Below are 21185 nucleotides of genomic sequence, written 5' to 3'. Positions count from 1 at the left end.
CAACCGTTCAGGAATGTGGAATTGATTGTGCTGGCAACATGCTTGTGCCTGATTTTTTTCATGCTGAGTCACCTCTGCCGATTGCGATGAGTGTGCCGATTATGCTGACTGTTTTGCTGACTGTGCTGCTGAGTGTATTGCTGACGTTGCTTGCTATGTCTATGGCGGTCATTCGTGTTTCATGGCTACTGCTGAGTCCATTCGCGGCAAGCCTGTTGCAAACGCTGCCACCCTGCCTCACTGCCGGGTAAGCCCAGCCGCACGCCATGCGGACGCTGCGGCCCGGGTGCAAACCAGCGCAGCCAGATGCCGCGCTGCGCCATGAAGTGAAATAAATGTTCGCTCTGCTCCCCGGTTTCGTGATGGCTGATCCACTGAAACAGATCGGTGCCGGTGGTGTGCCATCCGTGCTGCCGCAGCAGATTGCGCAGACGTTCACCGCCATGCTGCAATTTGTCACGGGTTTCTTGCTGCCATGCTTTGTCCTGCAACGCAGACAAAGCGATCTGCTGCGCCGGACCGCTGATCGTCCAGGGGCCAAGTGCATGCGCGAGCTGACGCAACAGCTGTTTTCCGGCAGCGACAAAACCGAGCCGGATACCGGCCAGTCCAAAAAATTTTCCGACCGAACGCAAAACGATCACACCGGCTTGCTGACTGTACCGGGCAATGCTGAAATCATTGGCAGTATCGGCAAACGCTTCATCGACAATCAGCCAGCCGCCGCGTGCCGCCAGCCGCCTCGCCCAGTCCAGCAACTGTGCCGGGGCAATCCGTTCGCCGGTCGGATTGTTCGGATTGCAGATCACGATCACATCTGCCGCATCGACCTGCTTGTCCAGCAAGGCATACGGCGCTTCATCCACGCTGAAACCGGCCTGCCGCCATTGATGAGCGTGTTCGGCATACGAGGGGGCAGACACCACGACCCGCGAAGCCGCGTGCGATACAGCGCGCAACCGGGGCAATGCCTGAATCGCGGCCTGCGTTCCGGCCACCGCCAGCATCTGCGGCGCCTGATAATACGCTTGCGCCGCTTCCAGTAAGGCAGTCGAAGGTTCCGGCAAGCGGTGCCAGGCATCCGCAGGCAATGACGGCACCGGATAAAAACCGGGGTTGATCCCGGTCGACAGATCCAGCCACTGTTCCAGCGGACGTCCGAAATTGTGAACTGCATCGCGCAGATTGCCGCCATGTTCCAGCATCTCACCACCCTCCACAAAGAAACGCAGCCAGCGCCATACCACCCGTCCAGAAAAAGCTGCCGCCGGACACCAGCAACAAGGCACGCCGGATATCGGCCGCAGCTGCAGCCGGGCCAGCGCCGAGCAAAGGACGCAGTTCACCCACACCGTCATACCGTGCCGGACCACCCACCATGACACCGAGCGCACCGGCGCCTGCCGCCATCACAGGGCCTGCATTCGGACTGGGCCAGGCGGGCGCCTGCGTCCGCCAGCAGCGCCATGCCAGCGTAGTATGACCGAGCAAGGCATAGGTCAGCGCAGTCAGCCGGGCCGGTATCCAGTTCATGACGTCATCCACACGCGCAGCAACACAGCCAAAGCGCAAAAAACGCGGCGAGCGATAGCCCCACATGGCATCAAGCGTATTCACCAGCCGGTAGCAGACCGCACCGGCACCGCCCAGCAGCACGAACCAGAACAAGGTGCCGAAGACCGCATCGCAGCCGTTTTCCAGCACCGATTCGACGCTGGCTTTGGCCAGATAGGCAGCATCACCATCAGCGGTATCCCGGCTCACGATACGGGCAGTCAGTGCGCGGGCGAGTGGCAGATCCCCGTCTTCCAGTGCGCGCTGAATCGGCAGATTATGATCGCGCAAACTGCGCAGGCCGAGACAGAGATACAAGAACAATGCCTGTGCTAACACCGCCAGCCAGAATGACTGCGCCCCTGCCCACGCCAGTCCAAACCAGACCAGTGCAGTTAACGGAATCACCGCCAGCAGCCATGCCGCGAGCCCCGTCCAGCGGGTCGCGCGAACATGATTCAGATGGCGTTCCAGCCAGTTGGCCAGTCTGCCAAATCCGACCAGCGGATGCCAGCGCTTTGCTTCGCCCAGCGCCAGATCAAGGCCCATGCCCACGATCAGACTCAATGCCAGCAATGCCGGTGACAGAATCAGCATGTGCCTCCCGCGGGCCACGCTTGTGGTGCATTTTTCAGATACAGAGGCAAACCGGCCGCTACCCAGATTACCCGTTCGCTGCATGATGCCAGCGCCTGATTCAGCCGCCCGGCCTCATCGGTAAACCAGCGCGATACGGCTCCCATCGGCACAATGCCCATGCCAACTTCATTGGATACCAGAATCACTTCACCCGGTGCCTGTGCCAGCGCATCGAGCAGCGCAGCCCGCTGTTCCGTATAAATCGCGGGTGGCGTGATGGTGCCGATTTCAGGAAAATCCCGGTTGTCAGAAAACAGACAATTCGACAGCCAGACCGTGATGCAGTCGATCAGGATCAGCACATCCGGCTGACTATGACGACGAATCGTATCCGCCAGCGCCAGCGGCTGCTCCAATGTGATCCACTCTGCCGGACGACGCTGCTGATGGTGTGTAATGCGCTGCTGCATCTCGGTATCGGCAGCCTGCGCCGTTGCCAGGTAAATCACCTGTCTGCCGTTATCCGGTGCACTGCCCACCTTTGCCGGTTGCGCCATCCATTGTGTCGCCAGTCCTTCGGCAAACGCGCTTTTACCGGAACGGGCACCGCCGAAAATCAGTGTGCTGCTCATGCGCCATCCCGGAGAAACAGGCTGGCGGCAGCGTCAGGCGATGAGCTGAAATATGCATGAAAATACGACGCGTGCAGTTGTCGGCTGCGGTAAATCGCTTCCCCTGCGCCTGCCAGCTCGCCGCGCTGATGCTTGCAGGTATGCTGCGCCGGAGTCAGCGTGGTTTCAAAACGCGAGTAGTGAAACGTATGACCACGCAATTCGCCTTGCGGCGTCTGCCACGCCTGCCCACCCAATGCCGCCAGCCGCGGCTGCATGACAACCTGTCCGCCGAGTAATCCCGCCATGGGCCAGTGCTGTCCCTGCTGATCGGTCAGCCCTTCGGTCAGCGCCATCATGCCGCCGCATTCCGCCAGAATAGGCATATCGTTCAGCCAGGCTTTGCGCACTGAGCCTTGCCAGCATTGTGCCTTGCTCAGTACGGCAGCATGCAGTTCCGGATAACCACCCGGCAGATACAGCGCATCCGCCTGCGGTGGAATACATTCGTCGGCCAGTGGGGAAAAAAAGACCAGTTCCGCCCCCAGCTCACGCAGGCAGCGCAGATTGGCCGGATACAAAAATGAAAAAGCGGCATCGCGCGCAATGGCAATGGTTTTATCGCTCAGCAACGCTGCCGGCGCCGGTTCTGACATCAGTTCAAATGCGGTGCGCGGTAATCCCTCCCAGGCATCCGGCGACAATTCCAGCTGCGCCGCCAGTTGATCCAGCAAAGCGTCGATCTGCGTGACTTCATCCGGCAGCACCAGCCCCAGATGCCGTTCTGGCAGCGTCTGCGGCTGACGCGGTAGACTGCCGAGCAATGGAATATCACGCATTGCAGCGGCGACCATGGCCGCATGGCCGGCAGAGGCGATCCGGTTCGCGATCACGCCCGCCAGCTGCACCGGGCCGAAATCGCGCAGGCCGAGCGCCAGCGCACCGACGGTCTGCGCCATCGCAGAGGCATCCAGCACGGCAATCACCGGCACACCGAAAGCCCGCGCCAGATCTGCGGATGACGGTTCGCCGTCATACAATCCCATGACGCCCTCGATCAGTATCACGTCTGCCTCGGCAGCGGCTTGCGCCAGCATCTGCCGCGATGCAGATACGCCGACCATCCACAGATCCAGCGAATAGACCGGCGCGCCGCAGGCACGTTCCAGAATCATCGGGTCGATAAAATCCGGCCCAGTTTTAAACACCCGGACGCGCTGCCCCTGCTGCACCAGTTTGCGCGCCAGCGCTGCGGTAGTGGTGGTTTTTCCCTGTCCGGAAGCAATCGCCGACACCAGCACCACCTTCGCCGATACCGTGCTCACGCCAGCAACCGGAGGCGTGGCAGCCAGTGCGCCGGCCATTACCACTCCACTCCGGCCTGCGCCACGATGCCTTCTTTAAACGCATGTTTGATGACCTGCATCTCGGTGACAGTATCAGCAATCTCAATCAACTCAGGCAATGCGCCACGCCCAGTGACTACAACATGCTGCATCTCTGGCCGGGCATCCAGATCCGCGATAATGTCCTGCACATTCAGGTAATGGTATTTCAGCGCGATATTCAGTTCATCCAGCACCACCAGTCCGATGGCCGGGTCACGCAGGAATTGCCGCGCCTGCTGCCACGCAGCTGCAGCTTTTTCGATATCGCGTTCGCGGTTCTGGGTTTCCCAAGTGTAGCCCTCGCCCATAGCGTGAAACTGTACTTCCTCCGGAAAGCGCCGCAGGAAAATTTCTTCGCCGGTAGACATCGCGCCTTTGATGAACTGCACGACACCAACCTGCATGCCATGCCCAAGCGCGCGCATCACCATGCCGAATGCGCTGGAACTTTTTCCCTTGCCGTTGCCGGTATGAATCAGCAGCACCCCGGTTTCGCGTTGTGCCTGCTGGATCTTGTCATCCATCAGCGCTTTTTTGCGCGCCATGCGGCACTGATGACGGGTATTGATATCGTCCGGCAGATCCGGAACAGAGGGTGTATTCATGATTTATCCTGTGACTGCATGGCGGGGAATAAAAATGGTCTGTCCCTGATGGTTCAGGCTGTCGACCGGGTGCCCCAGACAGCGGCTCAGATGGCTGGCCGTCAGCATCTCGCCGGCGCTGCCAGCCAGCCAGCTACCGTCTCCCATAAGCAACAGGGCGTGGGTAGCGACACTGTTTGCCAGATTCAGGTCGTGACTGACCATGACCACGGATTTCTGCTGTTCCCGGCACAGGCGCGACAACAGCTGCATCACGCTGACCTGATGCGCCATATCGAGCGCATTGGCAGGTTCGTCCAGCAGCAGCAGTTGCGCATCCTGCGCCAGCATGGCGGCAATCGCCACCCGCTGCCGCTCGCCGCCGGACAAACTGCGCACATCGCGGTCGGCAAGCGCATCCACATCCAGCGCACAGAGCGCAGCCTGGGCCTGTTTCAGATCGTCGGCAGATTCCCAGTATTGCGTGCCGTGATAAGGATGCCGGGCGCTCAGTACGGTTTCCCGTGCCGAATAACCAAAAGCGTCTGTTCTGTTTTGCGGCAGGAAGGCGCGCTCCCGCGCCAGTGCCGTCAAGGGCCACGTCGCCAGCGGTTCGCTGTGCAGCAAAATCTGGCCGGCATCCGGCTGCCGCAATCCGGCCAGCGTGCGCAGTAAGGTGCTTTTTCCTGCGCCGTTACGGCCGATCAGGCACCAGCATTCACCGGGCAGTATCTGCCAGTTCAGCCGCCTGACCAGAATCCGGCCTGCGATAGACAAAGACAGTTGACGTATTTCCATCAACGCCTCCGCAAATGATGCAGCTGGAGCAGAAAAACCGGAACACCGATGATGGCGGTAATCACGCCGACCGGCAACTGTTGCGGCGCAATCGCGGTTCGCGCAATGGTATCGGCCAGCACCAGAAAACTGCCGCCAGCCAGCGTGGCGGCGGGAATCAGCAGGCGGTGATCCGGCCCCAGCGCAAAACGGCAGGCATGCGGCATGATGAGGCCGACAAAACCGATGCTGCCCGCTGTGCTGACAGCGCTGGCCGTGAGCAGTGCAGCGCAGACAAACAAGGATTGACGCAAACGGCCGATATGCACACCCAGCGTGCTGGCATTGTCCGCATGCATCGCCGCCACGTTGATTGCCCGGGACCGGTGCATAACAAACAGCAGCACGGCAGCACCAATCAGCCACGGCAGATAACGTGACTGGGTATTCGACAAGTCGCCAATCATCCAGAACACCATGCCGCGCAGGCGGCTGTCCGGCGCAACCGATAACATCAGCGTAATCAGCGCGCCACAACCGGCGGCCACAATCACGCCGGTCAGCAATAACAAAGGCGCGCTGCCATCGCTGCTGCCGGCACCGCGCAGATCGCGGTATGCCAGCGCAAACAGCAACAGGGCAACCGTGATGGCGCCGCCGAATGCGGCCAGATCGACCATCCAGAATGCACCATAAAACAAAATCGTAGCCAACGCTCCGACTGCGGCGCCACCGGAAATGCCGAGCACATAAGGATCGGCCAGCGGATTGCGCAGCAGCGCCTGCATCAGCACACCGGCCAACGATAACGTGGCGCCAGTGATGAATCCGGTCAACGCCCTTCCCAGCCGCAAATCCAGCAGGCTCGCTGCAAGGGATGGCTGTGCACCTTTGCTCAACTCAGATGCTGCCTGCAATAATTCGGAAAAACTGAGTGGTACAGAGCCAGTTACGCAAGCCAGTACGAGGCTCGCCAGCGCTGCGACAAGCAGCACAGGAAGCGCCTGCCAGCGCGGAGTGCGGACAGCCTGCCAATGCCGCTCTGCAGAAGAAATCGCCATCTTTATCCTGTAAGGCTGTTTTATTACAAAAAAGAAGAATGCACTAAACGTGCATTCTGGTTACCCGGCACAGTCTGGCGTCAGACGACAGGCTGTTCCGGGCGACAGCGTTTGTCGTCATGACAAACGCCATCAGTTTTTATCTGAAACCGTAGTTCAGACCAACATACAGATTCGAACCGGGAGTGGCATAATTTTTCGCCAGCTCATAGTCCTTGTTGAGCGCATTGTTCCAGCGGCCAATCAGCGACAGATCTTTGGTCAGCGCATAAGTACCGTACAGGTTCAGTAATCCATAGCCTGGCAACACTTTTTTGTTTGCCACATCATCGTAACGGTTACCCGACAGCACCGTTTCCACACCCAACTTGAATGCAGAGACAGCATACTCCGCTGCCAGTGTGCCATGCTGCCTGGAACGGCGCGCCAGACGCAGACCGGTGGTATCGTCTTTCGGATCCTGCAGATCCAGCGAGCCACGCAGACTCCAGTCACCGAAGCGGGTTGCCGCGCCCAGTGTCAGACCGGACATAGTCGCCTGATTCACGTTATAAGCACAGCCATAAGGATGGGTCGCCGTTTCAACCGGGCAGACATTGGTGCTGACCAGCAGATCCGTGGCTTTATTCTGATAATACACGGCGCTCAGCTGCATATCGCCCAGCGCATAATAAACACCGATTTCCGCATTCCTGGCGCTCTCTGGCTTATTGCCTGCCACACCGTAACCCGGGTAATACAGTTCATTGAAAGTCGGTGCGCGGAAGCTGGTGCCGTAGCTCGCATTGACACGCCAGACGTCGCTCAGGCGATAGCCGTATGCCAGATTGCCGGTCGTGTTGTTGCCATACACCGAACTGTGGTCGTAACGCACACTGGCACTGGCCAGATGCGCATCCCGCTTCAGCACATAGGATGCGGCCAGCGAGCCGGTGCGCCGCCGGCCATTTAAGCCGTCAATGGTGGTGGCCACATTTTCTTCACGGCGCTCTGCGATCAGTTGCAACACGTCTTTGTCGATACGGATATCGTTCTGCAACGTGATGAAATTCTGACGGGTGTCGATTTGGCTCTGACCGTATGAAGCATCGGTAAAGGTCTGATCAGCGGACTGCGCAACCTGCAGGGAAGCAGTCCAGATGTCACTGATTTGCGTTTTACCGTGCAACGTAATCGTTTCCAGATTTTGTACATTATGGTCGTCATACGAAGGGCCAGCATCGAACTGGGCATTCAGACGGCTTTTCAGATAGCTCGCTCCGACTTCGCTATCGCGGCTGATCTGCAGATTCATGCGGGCGCTGAAGCTGTCGAGCTTGTAACCGTCTTTATCCGGGTTGTAGGTATAAATACCGGCACCGGGCTTGGTGGCTGAAAAGCCTTCGTTTTCATCATGCCCGGCATTCAGGGCGAAGCTCAGGCTGTTGGAAATCGAACCGCTGATTCCGGCCTGCATCTTGCGGGTGCCATAGCTGCCCACGCCGACTGCTGCTGTCGGGCTCAGTGTGCCGGCTGTTTTTTTGGTGAAAATCTGGACCACGCCGCTCATTGCATCCGCGCCATACAGGCTCGACAACGGACCATACACGATCTCGACATGATCAATCTGATTCAGCGGAATATTGGACCAGGTTGCACCGCCCGTGGTGGAAGAACCGACGCGCACGCCATCGACCAGCACCAGGATTTGCGAGTTGTTACCGCCGCGCATAAAGACCGAACTATTGGTGCCAGGGCCGCCATTGCGGGCCACCTCGATGCCGCGTTGCTGCTGCAGCAGATCGACGATTGTGGCTGCACCGGATTGTCCGATTTCATCAGCGGTGATGACCGCATTATCGGCCAGCACATCTTTGGCAGCCTGTGCCTGACGACCTGCCGTGACAATCACGCTGGAAGCAACGGAAGCAGTAACAGTATTTGCTGTCTGTGCGGAGGAAATGGAAGGAAATGCGGCGGCCACGGCCAGGCCGATGGCGAGAGGTTTCAGTACAGAAGTCATGATGTAGAAAAATAAGCTAGGCGCACAGCCAACGTCCCCGCAGGCTGTCCTGAACAAAGTGCACAGAAAAGATTTCGCCGGGCAATGCCCGGGATGAGAATTGACGCAGTGTTCCTGCATCAGCTATTCACGAAAATCCCCGTCCGTATCACTCCACTTATTCTGGCCGGTATCCGGGCTGACAAGTATCACCATCTGACCTTCCCATGCAATTGCACAGTGGTGTTGAGAGATGGCTGTCAAAGTTCTTCAATGACAACTTGCACACCGTTGCGGGGGCAGCACATTCCTGCATATCCGTAGCCCGATCGTCAGTCAGGCTGACTAGCGAACAGGTCCGGTACACATCATGTTTCCCGTTTAACCGCAGACACGATCATGTCCGCGAGCACCAAAACTCTGCTATTTTAATGGCAGAACCGCAGTGCAGCAAGGTTGGCGCAGCGGCAGCGCCTTGTAAAGCAACAGGTGACGCGCTCATGACAGACGCATTTTCCTGTTTCCTGACTCAGATCAATGCGCTGGTCGTGAGCATGATTTCTTGACAGGAACCGAAATCCAGCGTCACCTGCCGGGTGCTGACTAACTGCGCCAGTTCAGCGTGAGACAGGGCCGCATTCCATGCCAGGATGACGCGAATCACGCCGCCATGACAAACCAGCACTGCTTCATCCTGCCCGGTCTGCTGTGCGGCGCGCAGCAGCTCACGTAAAAAGCTGTCTACCCGGCCGACCATCTGCAGCAGATTTTCGCCGCCTCCCGGGCAATAATGCGCAACATTTTGCGCCCAGACCTCAATGTCGGCACGGGGAATCGCAGACCAGCTCCGGAGCTCCCATTCGCCAAACGACATTTCCATCAGACGGGCATCCGTTACCGGTCGCTCATGCAGCAGCACAGCCAGTTGATAGCAGCGCTGCAAAGGGCTGCTGTACACCGGAATGCGGCCTTGCCAGCGCGGATACATGCTTGCCGCGAGCCGGATGCAATCTTCGTGACTGACCGCAATATCAGCCTGTCCGTAGCACACATCAGAATCGATCTGCGGCGTTGTATGGCGGATCAGATGCAGACGCACAGCAACACTATCCGGCGGCGACGTCATTTTGCCGCGTGCGCCAGCAGTCCAAGATAAAACACTACTTCGGTGACCTGCTGGACAGCCCCCAGACAATCGCCGGTATAGCCACCTATTTTTCTGACAAACAATCGTGCCATCCAGAACGCCGCCAGCAACATCAGCATCAGCGCAGCGATCAGACGCTCCAGCACCAGTGGTTCGCATAACAGGATCATGCCGACCGGCACCAGCACACTCAGGCAGGCGATGCCGAATTCATTGGAGCTCATATGCTGCGCCAGCGGCTTGGCTTTTCCCTCGGTACGGGCATATTCCAGCAACCAGATCAGACTGCAGGAAAACAGCCGCGACAAAGGATGCGCAATCAGCAATGCCGGCACCACCAGCACGACGGGCAGGCTGACCAGCAAAATAAATTTACTCAGCAACATCATGCCGATGCCGATCGCCCCGTAAGCACCGATACGGGAATCCTTCATAATTTCCAGGGTACGCTCCGCCGTCAGTCCGCCCCCCATGCCGTCACAGACATCGGCAAAGCCATCCTCGTGAAAGGCGCCGGTCAGCAAAAGTCCGGCAATCATCGACAACAGCACGGCCACTGCCGCCGGCCACCATTGCACCGCAAAGATATACACGCAAGACACCACGGCACCGACCAGCCAGCCCACTGCGGGGAAATAACGGGAGGCCTGTTGCAGCCAGTCCGGATCATATCCGACCCAACGCGGGATAGGAATTCGGGTAAAAAACTGCACGGCGATAAAAAATAGCCGCAGCTGATGCAAGGTCAGTTGCGTGATATGGGTGAATGCATTCATCGGAATGCTTCAGTCAGCCGTTTTTTCACTGACACGGGCGTCGCCAAAAGTCGCCATCTGGTTCAGGAAATTCACCGCCGCCTGCACCATCGGATACACCAGCGCCGCACCGGTGCCCTCGCCCAGTCGCAGATCGAGCTTCAGTACCGGAGAAACCTGCAAGGCATCAAGCATGCGGGCATGACCGCTTTCGTCTGACTGATGTGAAAACACACAATAATCCAGAATCGCCGGCTGTAACCGCGCCGCCACCAGTAAGGCGCTGCTGACGATAAAGCCATCGATCAGCAACACCATGCGGCGCTGCGCAGCTTCCAGCATAGCACCCGTCATCATCGCGATTTCCAGTCCGCCGAAACAGGCCAGCACCTCCTGCGGTGCAGTCACACCAGCATGCAGTGCGACTGCTGCCTCAATCACCTGCTGTTTATGGCGTATACCCTGTGGCGATAAACCGGTTCCGGCACCAACGCAATCCGCCACCGGAATGCCGGTCAGCTTGTGCATCACTGCCGCCGCCGCCGTAGTGTTGCCAATACCCATTTCACCAAAGCCCAGTACATTGCCGCTCAGACCGCGCACCAGCTCTCGACCATGCCGGATGGCCTCGGCGCACTGCACAGGACTCATCGCAGCTTGCTTCGCAAAATTCTGTGTACCGGGTGCCACTTTGCGGTCAGTCAGCCCGTCACGCTGTCCAAATTCATGCCGGACACCGCTGTCGACGATATGCAGCGCAATACCGTTCTGTCTGGCAAAGACATTGATTGCCGCACCGCCAGCCAGAAAATTCTCGACCATCTGCCAGGTCACATCCTGTGGAAATGCCGAAATTCCCTCTGCCACGACACCATGATCACCTGCGAACACGATGATGGCAGGGTCGCGTAAAACAGGCGACGCGGTTTGCTGGATCTGGCCGATCTGGGCTGCCAGCAGCTCAAGCCGCCCCAGACTTCCCGGCGGCTTGGTCTTGTGATCGATCGCGTGCTGCAGCACAGTCTGCAATTTACTGTCTTTGGCTGGGGCAATATGCAAATCAGAAATCATGAATCTCATATTTTTCTTCTTTATGGATAAAATCGGTTCACCAGAATGACCGTCCAGGTGGCGACGGCAATCACAAATGTCAGCAGCACGGCAGCGCTGCCAAAATCCTTGGCATTTTTGGACAGCGAATGCCGCTCCAGCGAGACCCGGTCAACAACAGCTTCAATTGCCGAATTCAGCAATTCGACCACCAGAATCAGCAGCAATACCGCAATCATCATCAGCTTTTCAATCCCCGACACCGGCAGAAACAGGGCGATCACAGCGCCAGCCACCACCAGCACCAGCTCCTGCCGGAACGCATGCTCGATTTTCCATGCAGAACGGAAGCCGTCGATGGAGTAAAAAAGTGCTGAAAAAATACGCTTTAAGCCGCTCTTGCTTTTAAATTCACTGACTGGTTGCTCTGGTGCAGACATCTCATTCCCTTATCGGATAAAAACGGCATATTGCAGGTACGCAAGACCAGTTCGCATAGCCAACACCGCCGCCGGATTTTACATGACAAAACTTCCGTGTCGCGCCAGAAAATTACAGACAACATCAAAGAAACCGTATCAAAAACCGCTGCTTACGCGGTCAGAGCGCCACCGGTGGCGGTTTGCAGACGCGTTGCATTTCCCAGCGCTCATGCTCAATTTTCAAGGAGAAAGATGCGGATTTTGTATCGTTTTTGTCTGAATTGCTTTTAAGCCTGTTATTTTTTCTTCCAAAAGATGACTGTTTTTTTCACATTGTGGTATAACATAACTATTGCACTGCACCACATTTTCCATGAAAAACGACGCTCCCGCTTCAGAAAAAACATCTATTCAGGTCATTGAACGCATGGTTTCCTTGCTGGATGTCCTGTCCCAGCATCAGGATCCGGTCAGCCTGAAAGAACTCGCAATTGAAACCGGCCTGCATCCATCCACAGCCCACCGCATTCTGAACGATCTGGTCACAACCCGCTTTGTTGACCGTGCCGATACCGGTTATTACCAGCTTGGCATGCGACTGCTGGAACTGGGTAATATCGTCAAAAGCCGCCTGAATGTGCGCGAAGCGGCACTCGAATTCATGCGTACCCTGCACCGGCAGACCAATCAGACGATTAACCTGTCTGTGCGTCAGGGAGACGAAATTGTATATATTGACCGCGCCTATTCCGAACGTTCCGGCATGCAGGTGGTACGTGCCATCGGTGGCCGCGCGCCGTTGCATCTGACGTCCACCGGCAAATTATTCCTGTCGCTCGACGAGCCGAAAGCCATCCGCGCCTATGCCACCCGCACCGGCCTGGCAGGACATAATAAAAATTCGATCACCGACCTCGCCAAACTGGAAAAGGAACTCGCTGAAGTGCGTGTGACTGGTTTTGCGCGCGACAACGAAGAGCTGGAACTCGGTGTGCGCTGTATGGCTGCCGGCATTCACGACGACAGTGGAAAAATGATCGCCGGATTATCGATTTCCGCTCCTGCCGATCGTTTGCAGGAAGACTGGCTGACCAATCTGATAGACACAGCGCAACAAATTTCAGCGGCGCTCGGCTATCGTAGCGGCGCCAGCAGCTGACGGATCCGACAGCGCATGATTGCTGCTGCCGAATCCAGATTGCAGATTGCCTTCTACGGCTGATTTCCCCAACATAGCAAATATCGCCTGTGCTTTGACGGCACCTTCGGGCAGTGAGATTACGGCTACTCAGAGAGACGACAGAATAGCAGCGTCATTTTTTCAGGCACAGATCTTCCCCGCGCCGCGTGCTCAGACTGCCGAACCAAAACGCTCGAAACGCGGCATGTAGTAACGGTCGCCATCCAGAGAAAACATCAGATGTTTGATTTTTCCGGTGATCAGCTCGCGCTTCACCAGGCCGATATAACGGGAATCCTTGCTGTTATCGCGGTTATCACCCAGCATCAGAAATTGTCCTTCAGGCACGGTTACCGGACCAAAACTGCGCATGGCTGGACGCTCCGGCATGACGATGATCGGATGATTCAGGCTGCCGAGTTTTTCCTGATAAACCTGCTGCTCGCCGGCATATTCCCGTTGTGGCGTCAGATGACTGCCGCTGAGCTGTGACACAGTTTCGTAATTTGCCGCCTGACCGTTGATGAATAAACGCTCTTCACGCATTTCGACCACATCACCCGGCACGGCAATCAGCCGCTTGACCAGACGGGTGCCGTCTTCCGGCGAAGAAAAAGTCACGATGTCGCCACGCTGCGGATCAGCCAGATGTTTGACAATCAGATCGGTGAACGGGATCTTCAGATCGTAAGCAATCCGGTCGCAAATCACGCGATCACCTTCCAGCAAGGTCGGATACATGGAACTCGACGGCACCAGATAGTAGTCGGCAAAAGCACTGCGCACCAGCAACATACCCAGCATAAATGCGGCAAAACCTTTGTTGTCTGCAATCAGTTTTTTAAAATTCAACATCCCAGTCTCCATCTATAATGACCTGCATGATTTATATGCGTCAGCTGCCCTGCATTGATTACCGGGCATACAAACTGAACCTCAGACAAAAAAATACCCCGAAAGTTCGGGGTATTTTGAATTCCGTTTTAAAAACCGGGATTATTTTGCGCTCATCAGTGCGACAGTGGTGTCGAGCATACGGTTGGAGAATCCCCACTCGTTGTCGTACCAGCTCGATACTTTCACCAGACGGCCGCCGTTGACTTTCGTTAAAGTTTCATCGTAAGTCGACGATGCCGGATTATGGTTGAAATCAACCGACACCAGGGGTGCCTTGTTGTAATCCAGAATACCTTTCAACGCACCTTCGGATGCTTCTTTCAACACTTTGTTGATTTCTTCTACTGTCGTATCACGCTTAGCGATGAAAGTCAGATCAACTACAGAAACGTTGATGGTTGGAACGCGCATGGCGTAGCCATCCAGCTTACCGTTCAACTCTGGCAATACCAGACCAACTGCCGCTGCTGCGCCAGTTTTGGTCGGGATCATGCTCATTGTGGCAGAACGTGCACGGCGCAGGTCTTCATGCATCACGTCGGTCAGCACCTGGTCATTGGTGTAAGCGTGGATCGTCGTCATCAGACCGCTTTCGATACCGATCGCGTCGTTCAGTGGTTTTGCCAGCGGAGCCAGGCAGTTAGTGGTGCAGGATGCGTTGGAGATTACAGTGTCAGTTGCTTTCAGAACGCCGTGGTTAACGCCGTATACAACCGTCGCGTCGACATCTTTACCGCCTGGTGCGGAGATGATGACTTTCTTGGCGCCACCAGCCAGATGGGCAGAGGCTTTTTCTTTGGTTGTGAAGAAGCCTGTGCATTCCAGCACCACGTCCACATTCAGTTCACCCCAAGGGATGTTGGCTGGATTGCGTTCTGCAAATACTTTGATCTTGTCGCCATTGACGATCATGGAGTCGCCTTCGACCACGACGGTGCCAGGGAATTTGCCATGAGCAGTGTCATAGCGTGTCAGGTGGGCATTCGATTCCGCATTGCCCAGATCGTTGATGGCGACGATCTGAATCTCATTTTTGAATTTGCCACCTTCATAGTGTGCGCGAAGGATGTTGCGGCCGATACGGCCATAGCCGTTGATTGCGACGCGAATCGTCATGGTTTTATCTCCAAAGGTCTGAACAACAATAAAAGAACAATAAAAATCAAACTGTTTTGCAAAAATCTCAGTGTACTGCACCCGATGTCGGCATCGCATTCACTGATGCCATCAGCACCGATAAATCGCGCCAGCCGTAACCGACTTCTTTCAAATCGATGCCATCCCAGGTAAACGCCTGTTCATGCATTAAAACAGCACCCAAATCTTCGTAAAAATTGCGGGCGATCGCATTACCTGAAATCACCCAGACCAGCAAATTATCAGCACCCTGCGCTTGCAATGTACGGGCGACCTTTTGCAGCAAACGACGACCAATGCCAGAACGCTGCCAGACCGGACGCAGATAAATTGCGGTCAATTCTGCACACATCCCCAACTTTGGCTCTGGCAACAACATGCCCGAAGCAAAGCCGATAATGTGTCCTTCGCTTTCTGCAACGTACACGCACACGCGGTCACCTGCAGCAGGCAAGGCTTCCAGTATCTGCTTCCAGTGCAGGAAGCTATCCTCAATACGCATCTGATCCAGATAGGTATCCGGAATCATGCCGCGATAGGTGGTTTGCCAGCTTTCCACACGCACGGCGGCGATCGCTTCTGCGTCGGCGACTGTAGCACGACGCAGACTGACTTCTTTGATGCTACTCATAACTTCATTCATCGCGCTCAAGCCAGCGTCGCCTTGACTTTGGCAACCACGTTCTCAACTGTAAAGCCGAAATGCTTGAACAGGACACCTGCTGGTGCAGATTCGCCAAAGGTATCGATACCGACCACCGCGCCTTCCAGACCGACATATTTGTACCAGAAATCCGTCACACCGGCCTCAATCGCAATGCGTGGCAAGCCTTTGCCCAACACCGCAGTTTTATATGCAGCATCCTGACGATCAAACACATCGGTGGAAGGCATGGATATCACTCGTACTGCGATGCCCTGTTCAGCCAGCGCAGCAGCGGATTTCACCGCCAGCTCGATTTCAGAACCGGTCGCAATCAGCACCGCTTTCGCATCTGCTGCATCTTGCAGGACATAGCCACCACGCTGAATGTCAGCGATTTGCTGCGCTGTACGTTCCTGATATGGCAAGTTTTGACGCGAGAAAATCAGGGTCGATGGGCCATTGTTACGTTTGACTGCATGCGCCCAGGCCGCAGCAGATTCAACCGTATCGCACGGACGCCAGTTATCCAGATGCGGGATCAGACGCAGACTGGAAACGTGCTCAACAGACTGATGCGTCGGGCCATCTTCACCCAGACCGATAGAGTCATGCGTGAACACAAACAGTGTGCGGATTTTCATTAACGCGGCCATGCGGATTGCGTTGCGGCTATAGTCAGAAAAGGTCAGGAAAGTCGCACCGAACGGAATGTAACCACCATGCAAGGCGATACCATTCATGATCGCGCTCATGCCGAATTCACGCACGCCATAGTTGATGTGATTACCAGCCTGATTGCCGCGTACCGCAATACATTCTTTCCAGTTGGTCAGGTTGGAACCGGTCAGGTCGGCAGAGCCACCGAGGAATTCTGGCAGCGATGGCGCAAATGCCTGAATCGCATTCTGGCTGGCTTTACGAGTCGCGATGTTTTCTTTTTTCTCTACGCAGGATGCAATCGCATTCGCGACCAATTCATCGAAATTCGCAGGCAAATCGCCCTTCATACGGCGCGTCAGTTCAGCGGCTTTTTGTGGAAACTGTGCAGTGTAAGCGGAAAATTGCGCATTCCAGTCGGCTTCAGCCTTGGCGCCACTTGCTTTTGCATCCCAGGCTGAGTAAACGTCTGCAGGCATTTCAAACGGAGGCAAAGTCCAGCCCAGATTTTCACGAACTGCCGCCACTTCTTTGTCACCGAGTGCTGCACCATGCACATCGTGCGTACCCTGCTTGTTCGGCGAGCCTTTACCGATCACGGTTTTGCAGCAGATCAGTGTCGGTTTGTCAGATGTTTTGGCTGATGCAATTGCCGCATCCACCGCTTTGGCATCGTGACCGTCCACTGCACGAATCACATTCCAGCCGTAAGCTTCAAAACGTTTTGGCGTATCGTCGGTGAACCAGCCTTCGACGTGACCGTCGATCGAGATGCCATTGTCATCCCAGAACGCGATCAGTTTATTCAATTGCAACGTACCCGCCAGCGAGCAGGCTTCGTGCGAGATACCTTCCATCAGGCAGCCATCGCCCATGAATACGTAGGTGTGATGATCAACGATATTCATACCGCCTTGATTGAACTCGGCGGCCAGCAATTTTTCGGCCAGTGCCATACCAACGGCATTGGTGATGCCTTGCCCCAATGGGCCCGTTGTCGTCTCCACACCCGGAGTGACATGCACTTCAGGGTGCCCTGCTGTTTTGGAATGCAATTGACGGAAATTTTTGATTTCATCCATCGACAAGTCGTAGCCGGTCAGATGCAGCAACGAATAATGCAACATCGAGCCATGGCCATTCGACAGCACAAAACGGTCGCGGTTAATCCACTGCGGATTCGTCGGATTATGACGGTAGTGGCCTTTCCACAATGCCACCGCAATATCCGCCATGCCCATCGGTGCGCCCGGGTGACCGGAATTGGCTTTTTGAACGGCATCCATGGACAAAACGCGCACGGCATTGGCCATGGTGGTGAGTGTTGCAGGCTGAAGAGTTGAGATCATGACGATAGATGGTGTATTGAAGAAACTGGTCGAAATTATGCGGTACCTGAATGTGCGCTATAGCGTTATCCGGCAAGCTATTCGGGAATTAGACAAAACGATAAACTGCCATTTTACCAGAGCACGCTAGTGCGTCATACAGATGTATTTTTGATAGCCCGATACAGGGTTGTATTCTTCTCATTTTGTCCCGATTGTCCTTGCCACATGGGAAACTTCTTGTCACGCATTTCCAGGGCGTTATCGTATAATCAAATCCGTTTCCATCTGGATTACATCATCATTCTTCACTGACCTTCATGCCTCGTTTTTTTTGTCAGACACCGTTATCGGTCGGTGCCCTCGTTGATCTCCCTGCCGATATCGCCCATCATGCACAGGTGTTGCGCCTGCAGCCCGGAGATGCCATTCAGCTGTTTAATGGCGAGGGCGGCTGTTATGTCGCCAGCCTGACGATCATTGAAAAAAAACGTGCCAGCGCCGAGGTGAAAGTATTTCTGCAGGAAGAAAACGAATTACCTTTTTCGCTGAATCTGGTGCAGGCGTTGCCAGAAGGCAGCAAGATGGACTGGATTATCGAAAAAGCGGTTGAACTTGGCGTAAGTAGCATTCAGCCGGTGGCAGCGCAACGCTCTGTAGTGAGACTGAGTGCCGAACGGGCTGAAAAAAAACTGACGCATTGGGAAGGGGTGATCCGTGCAGCATCCGAACAATGCGGCAGAAATCGTCTGGCGCATCTGGCTACTCCGGTCGACATCGGAAAATGGTTACAGCAGCAGGATTTGCATCCACGTATCATGCTGTCTCCCCGCGCCGGACAGTCACTGGCAGACTGGGCGCGGCATCATCCGCCGCAGGCAATTTCCCTGCTGATCGGACCGGAAGGCGGACTGACTGAGCAGGAAGAAAATCTGGCCATACAGCAGGGCGTTCTGTCTTTGTCTATGGGATCGCGGATTTTACGCACTGAAACTGCCGGACTGACGGCCATCGCCATTCTCAGCGCGGCCTGGGGCGGCATGTAATCAGTCATACCGTCCTGGCGACTATCCGGGGAATTGGTGCATCACTTAGGGGGAGGAAGCGGATGATCTTTTACCGGTGCCTCTGTCACTACCGGCATTTTTGTTATCACGACAGGCTGCCACTGATCCCAGTCTTCACCGAATAATTCGGCAGGATGCGGCGTCCGGTCAGCGCCATTACCACAGCTCATGGAATCTGCCGGACAATACAGATCACATCCCCAGCAAATGCGTTCCGGGTTCTTCGGATTGGCAGGAAATTTCTTGGCCATGATATGACGGACGAATGAAGGATGTGTGCATTCCCCTTTTTGAGGAGAATGCCGATTCATCTTACGCCTTCCCGACACATCCTTCCTTGATATGCAGCAATATTTCCTGCACTGTCAAGAGCAGCAATAGTGATCAGAGGAATACCTGCCGCAGGCCGCCAGCTCCCGCGAACTGCAGAAATCGAATCATTTCAATGGCTTTTATCATTCAGCATCATGTTGCGGATCATACTAACAGGGGTGCTGCCGTAACTCAGAAACTGTTCGTGAAAACGTTTCAGCTTGAATTGCGCTCCCTGCTGCTGTTTCAGCTCATCACGAAATGCCATGATCTCGCTGTAACCACTAAAATAACTGGCCAGCTGCACGGAGCTGTACTGCACCCGCAGCCATTTGCCATCCGCCTCTGCTTTGGTCTGAAATGCCTGATGCATCAGTAGATCTTTTGCCTCTGCTTCACTCATACCTAGCACATGGACGCTGTAATCAAGAATCGTGTTACAGATCGTCCGCAGATTCCACTTGTAATACATGAGCCACATCTCCGGTGCCTGATCACCATAACCGGATTCAAGCATCATGCGTTCGCTGTAGACCGCCCAACCTTCAATCATCGCACCGCTGCCGAACAAGGTTTTGATGACAGAAGGATACTGATTCGCATACTGCAATTGCGTGTAATGGCCCGGAATCGCCTCATGGATATTCAGTATCTGCAGCACCCAGCGATTGTATTCGCGCAGCGTGCTTTCGATCTGTTCCGGCGTCTGTCCGTCCAGTGGCGTCACGTTGTAGTAAGTTTTATCATTGGGTCTGAAAATACCCGGAGCCTCGATGGAGGCCACCGTCACGCCGCGTTCATATTCCGGCGTTTCACGCACGACCAAGGGCTTTTCAGCATCCAGACTCAGCAGGTCATGTTCGCGTATCCAACGCTCCAGCACCGGAAGCTGACGCCGGATTTCCGGGTAAAGTTCTTTCGCGGGCACATGCTGTTCGGATAACTTGTCGATCATCATAGCAATTTTCTGTACGCGATCTGCCGGTTTTGCCGTATCGCCCATGGTTTTATCCCATAGCTGATCGGCCAGTTTTTCCATGTTGTCGTGCGCAGCCTGCTTAGCAACCAGGGCGCGCTGATACATTTGTTCTGCAGTCAGTCCGGATTGGATGTCTGCTTTGAATTTTTCTTCATACAGTGCGCATCCGATACGGAAAGAACGTGCCGTAGCAGGGTTCATCGATTGTTCGGTATTTTCCAGAAACTGCACATATTCCTGAATCGCCGTGCGTGCCTGACGCAGTCCGGTTGTCAACGCAGTCTGTTCCGCATGACTTAATTTTTGTTCTGCGGCAGCCGACTCCAGCGCTGCCAGCACAGAAACCGCACCGCTGCTCTGTCGAATTCCCAGACGGGTGTGCTCCGGAGTCGGCTGGCTGATGCTGGCTCTGGCGGCGGCATAGTAGGCTGGCACCTGTTGCAGACGCCGGATCGCCGCCCGGATGCGCTGTATATTCGGTGCATAATCGGTATTCAGAATCGCATCAAAACCGCCGGCAATATTATGCTGGGACGGGTTCCAGGAAAATTCGCGGAATCGCGTCAGATACCAGCGCGTGCCATTCAGGTAATTCTGCATCAGTACCAGATCGGTCTGCTCCCGGGGGGGTAACCGCGTCGCATCGACTTGCTGCAACCGTTGCAGCCAGCGTTCAGCAAAAGCCACGTAAGCATCGCGTTCTCTCTGCCCCGGTAGCGCCAGCCGGTCGGCCTGTGCGAAATGTCCGGCAGACATCGCCAGATCAGGGTCCTGCCGCCACAATTCTTTTAAAAAAGTTGCCTTGATTTTCTGAAAATCCAGATCTGCCTGATGCTGATCCGCAGCCAGAGCAGACGCCGCAGGAGTGACGGCAGAGTACGCCGGTAATGACGCAGCGGGCAGCAAACCCGCCATCAGGCTCGCAAGCAAAAGGCGGAAACCGTGTTTTTGCATAAAAATATTCGGAAAAAATTCAGAAAATCGGGCAGGTGGCAACGCAGTGCCACACCCGACAGGAAAGCATAATGTCGCTAATATATTAAGGCTCAAGGACTATCTCAAAAATATATCTA

20 protein-coding genes and 1 riboswitch are annotated in these 21185 nt (G+C 55.5%); of the genes, 2 read left to right on the top strand and 18 right to left on the bottom strand.

The window, feature by feature from the left end; all coding sequences use genetic code 11:
• Positions 1-185: 185 nt before the first annotated feature.
• From cobD to HV832_RS16035, 12 genes are all read right to left on the bottom strand, one after another.
• On the bottom strand, positions 186-1205 hold the full coding sequence (cobD, locus tag HV832_RS16090) for a threonine-phosphate decarboxylase CobD (RefSeq protein WP_176804954.1): 1020 nt from the start codon (positions 1203-1205) through the stop codon (positions 186-188).
• A gap of 1 nt (position 1206) precedes the next feature.
• Positions 1207-2151, bottom strand: coding sequence for an adenosylcobinamide-phosphate synthase CbiB (gene cbiB, locus HV832_RS16085; RefSeq protein WP_176804918.1), 945 nt, complete (start codon positions 2149-2151; stop codon positions 1207-1209).
• Positions 2145-2765, bottom strand: a complete 621-nt coding sequence (gene cobU, locus HV832_RS16080; protein WP_176804916.1) for a bifunctional adenosylcobinamide kinase/adenosylcobinamide-phosphate guanylyltransferase — start codon at positions 2763-2765, stop codon at positions 2145-2147. The genes cbiB and cobU overlap by 7 nt, the downstream gene beginning before the upstream one ends.
• A complete protein-coding gene (locus HV832_RS16075; protein ID WP_176804914.1) occupies positions 2762-4108 on the bottom strand; it encodes a cobyrinic acid a,c-diamide synthase CobB in 1347 nt (448 codons plus the stop codon). The genes cobU and HV832_RS16075 overlap by 4 nt, the downstream gene beginning before the upstream one ends.
• Entirely contained in the window at positions 4108-4737 is a 630-nt protein-coding gene (gene cobO / locus HV832_RS16070; protein ID WP_176804912.1) for a cob(I)yrinic acid a,c-diamide adenosyltransferase, read from the bottom strand. Before cobO ends, HV832_RS16075 begins: the two co-directional genes overlap by 1 nt.
• Before the next feature lie 3 nt (positions 4738-4740).
• Positions 4741-5514 carry an ABC transporter ATP-binding protein gene (locus HV832_RS16065; protein WP_176804910.1) on the bottom strand — a complete coding sequence of 258 codons (774 nt, stop codon included), beginning with the start codon at positions 5512-5514 and terminating at the stop codon, positions 4741-4743.
• On the bottom strand, positions 5514-6554 hold the full coding sequence (locus HV832_RS16060) for a FecCD family ABC transporter permease (protein WP_176804909.1): 1041 nt from the start codon (positions 6552-6554) through the stop codon (positions 5514-5516). Before HV832_RS16060 ends, HV832_RS16065 begins: the two co-directional genes overlap by 1 nt.
• 139 nt (positions 6555-6693) lie before the next feature.
• Positions 6694-8556 carry a TonB-dependent receptor domain-containing protein gene (locus HV832_RS16055; protein WP_218132066.1) on the bottom strand — a complete coding sequence of 621 codons (1863 nt, stop codon included), beginning with the start codon at positions 8554-8556 and terminating at the stop codon, positions 6694-6696.
• A gap of 147 nt (positions 8557-8703) precedes the next feature.
• Positions 8704-8967: riboswitch (cobalamin riboswitch) on the bottom strand.
• Positions 8968-9064: 97 nt separating this feature from the next.
• Positions 9065-9661: a histidine phosphatase family protein gene (locus HV832_RS16050; RefSeq protein ID WP_176804907.1), complete on the bottom strand. Its 597-nt coding sequence runs from the start codon at positions 9659-9661 to the stop codon at positions 9065-9067.
• Positions 9658-10458, bottom strand: coding sequence for an adenosylcobinamide-GDP ribazoletransferase (locus HV832_RS16045; protein WP_176804905.1), 801 nt, complete (start codon positions 10456-10458; stop codon positions 9658-9660). The genes HV832_RS16050 and HV832_RS16045 overlap by 4 nt, the downstream gene beginning before the upstream one ends.
• A gap of 9 nt (positions 10459-10467) precedes the next feature.
• Complete coding sequence (gene cobT / locus HV832_RS16040; RefSeq protein ID WP_176804903.1) at positions 10468-11508, bottom strand: nicotinate-nucleotide--dimethylbenzimidazole phosphoribosyltransferase; 1041 nt, start codon at positions 11506-11508, stop codon at positions 10468-10470.
• Positions 11509-11528: 20 nt separating this feature from the next.
• Positions 11529-11927: a diacylglycerol kinase gene (locus tag HV832_RS16035; RefSeq protein ID WP_176804901.1), complete on the bottom strand. Its 399-nt coding sequence runs from the start codon at positions 11925-11927 to the stop codon at positions 11529-11531.
• Positions 11928-12282: 355 nt separating this feature from the next.
• Here HV832_RS16035 and HV832_RS16030 point away from each other — a divergent pair, with 355 nt between their 5' ends.
• Positions 12283-13068 carry an IclR family transcriptional regulator gene (locus HV832_RS16030; protein ID WP_176804899.1) on the top strand — a complete coding sequence of 262 codons (786 nt, stop codon included), beginning with the start codon at positions 12283-12285 and terminating at the stop codon, positions 13066-13068.
• A gap of 192 nt (positions 13069-13260) precedes the next feature.
• Here HV832_RS16030 and lepB read toward each other — a convergent pair whose 3' ends face one another.
• From lepB to tkt, 4 genes are all read right to left on the bottom strand, one after another.
• The gene (gene lepB / locus HV832_RS16025; protein ID WP_176804897.1) at positions 13261-13944 is read right to left on the bottom strand and encodes a signal peptidase I; all 684 of its coding nucleotides are present in this window, start codon (positions 13942-13944) and stop codon (positions 13261-13263) included.
• Between the two features lie 141 nt (positions 13945-14085).
• Complete coding sequence (gene gap, locus HV832_RS16020) at positions 14086-15102, bottom strand: type I glyceraldehyde-3-phosphate dehydrogenase (RefSeq protein ID WP_176804895.1); 1017 nt, start codon at positions 15100-15102, stop codon at positions 14086-14088.
• A gap of 67 nt (positions 15103-15169) precedes the next feature.
• Entirely contained in the window at positions 15170-15754 is a 585-nt protein-coding gene (locus HV832_RS16015; RefSeq protein ID WP_223827381.1) for a GNAT family N-acetyltransferase, read from the bottom strand.
• A 17-nt stretch (positions 15755-15771) separates the two neighbouring features.
• Positions 15772-17775: a transketolase gene (gene tkt / locus HV832_RS16010; protein WP_176804892.1), complete on the bottom strand. Its 2004-nt coding sequence runs from the start codon at positions 17773-17775 to the stop codon at positions 15772-15774.
• Between the two features lie 299 nt (positions 17776-18074).
• Between tkt and HV832_RS16005 the strand changes: the two genes are divergently transcribed.
• On the top strand, positions 18075-18800 hold the full coding sequence (locus HV832_RS16005; protein ID WP_176804890.1) for a 16S rRNA (uracil(1498)-N(3))-methyltransferase: 726 nt from the start codon (positions 18075-18077) through the stop codon (positions 18798-18800).
• Between the two features lie 41 nt (positions 18801-18841).
• Here HV832_RS16005 and HV832_RS16000 read toward each other — a convergent pair whose 3' ends face one another.
• Positions 18842-19072, bottom strand: coding sequence for a DUF3079 domain-containing protein (locus tag HV832_RS16000; protein ID WP_176804888.1), 231 nt, complete (start codon positions 19070-19072; stop codon positions 18842-18844).
• 191 nt (positions 19073-19263) lie between these two features.
• A complete protein-coding gene (locus tag HV832_RS15995) occupies positions 19264-21066 on the bottom strand; it encodes a DUF885 domain-containing protein (RefSeq protein ID WP_176804887.1) in 1803 nt (600 codons plus the stop codon).
• Between the last annotated feature and the right edge of the window lie 119 nt (positions 21067-21185).

It is taken from the genome of Cognatundibacterium oligocarboniphilum (genome assembly GCF_013377855.1).
GTDB lineage: Bacteria > Pseudomonadota > Gammaproteobacteria > Burkholderiales > Burkholderiaceae_D > Undibacterium > Undibacterium oligocarboniphilum.
Note: the sequence above shows the minus strand (reverse complement) of the source record. Positions and strands in the feature narration are given on the sequence as shown.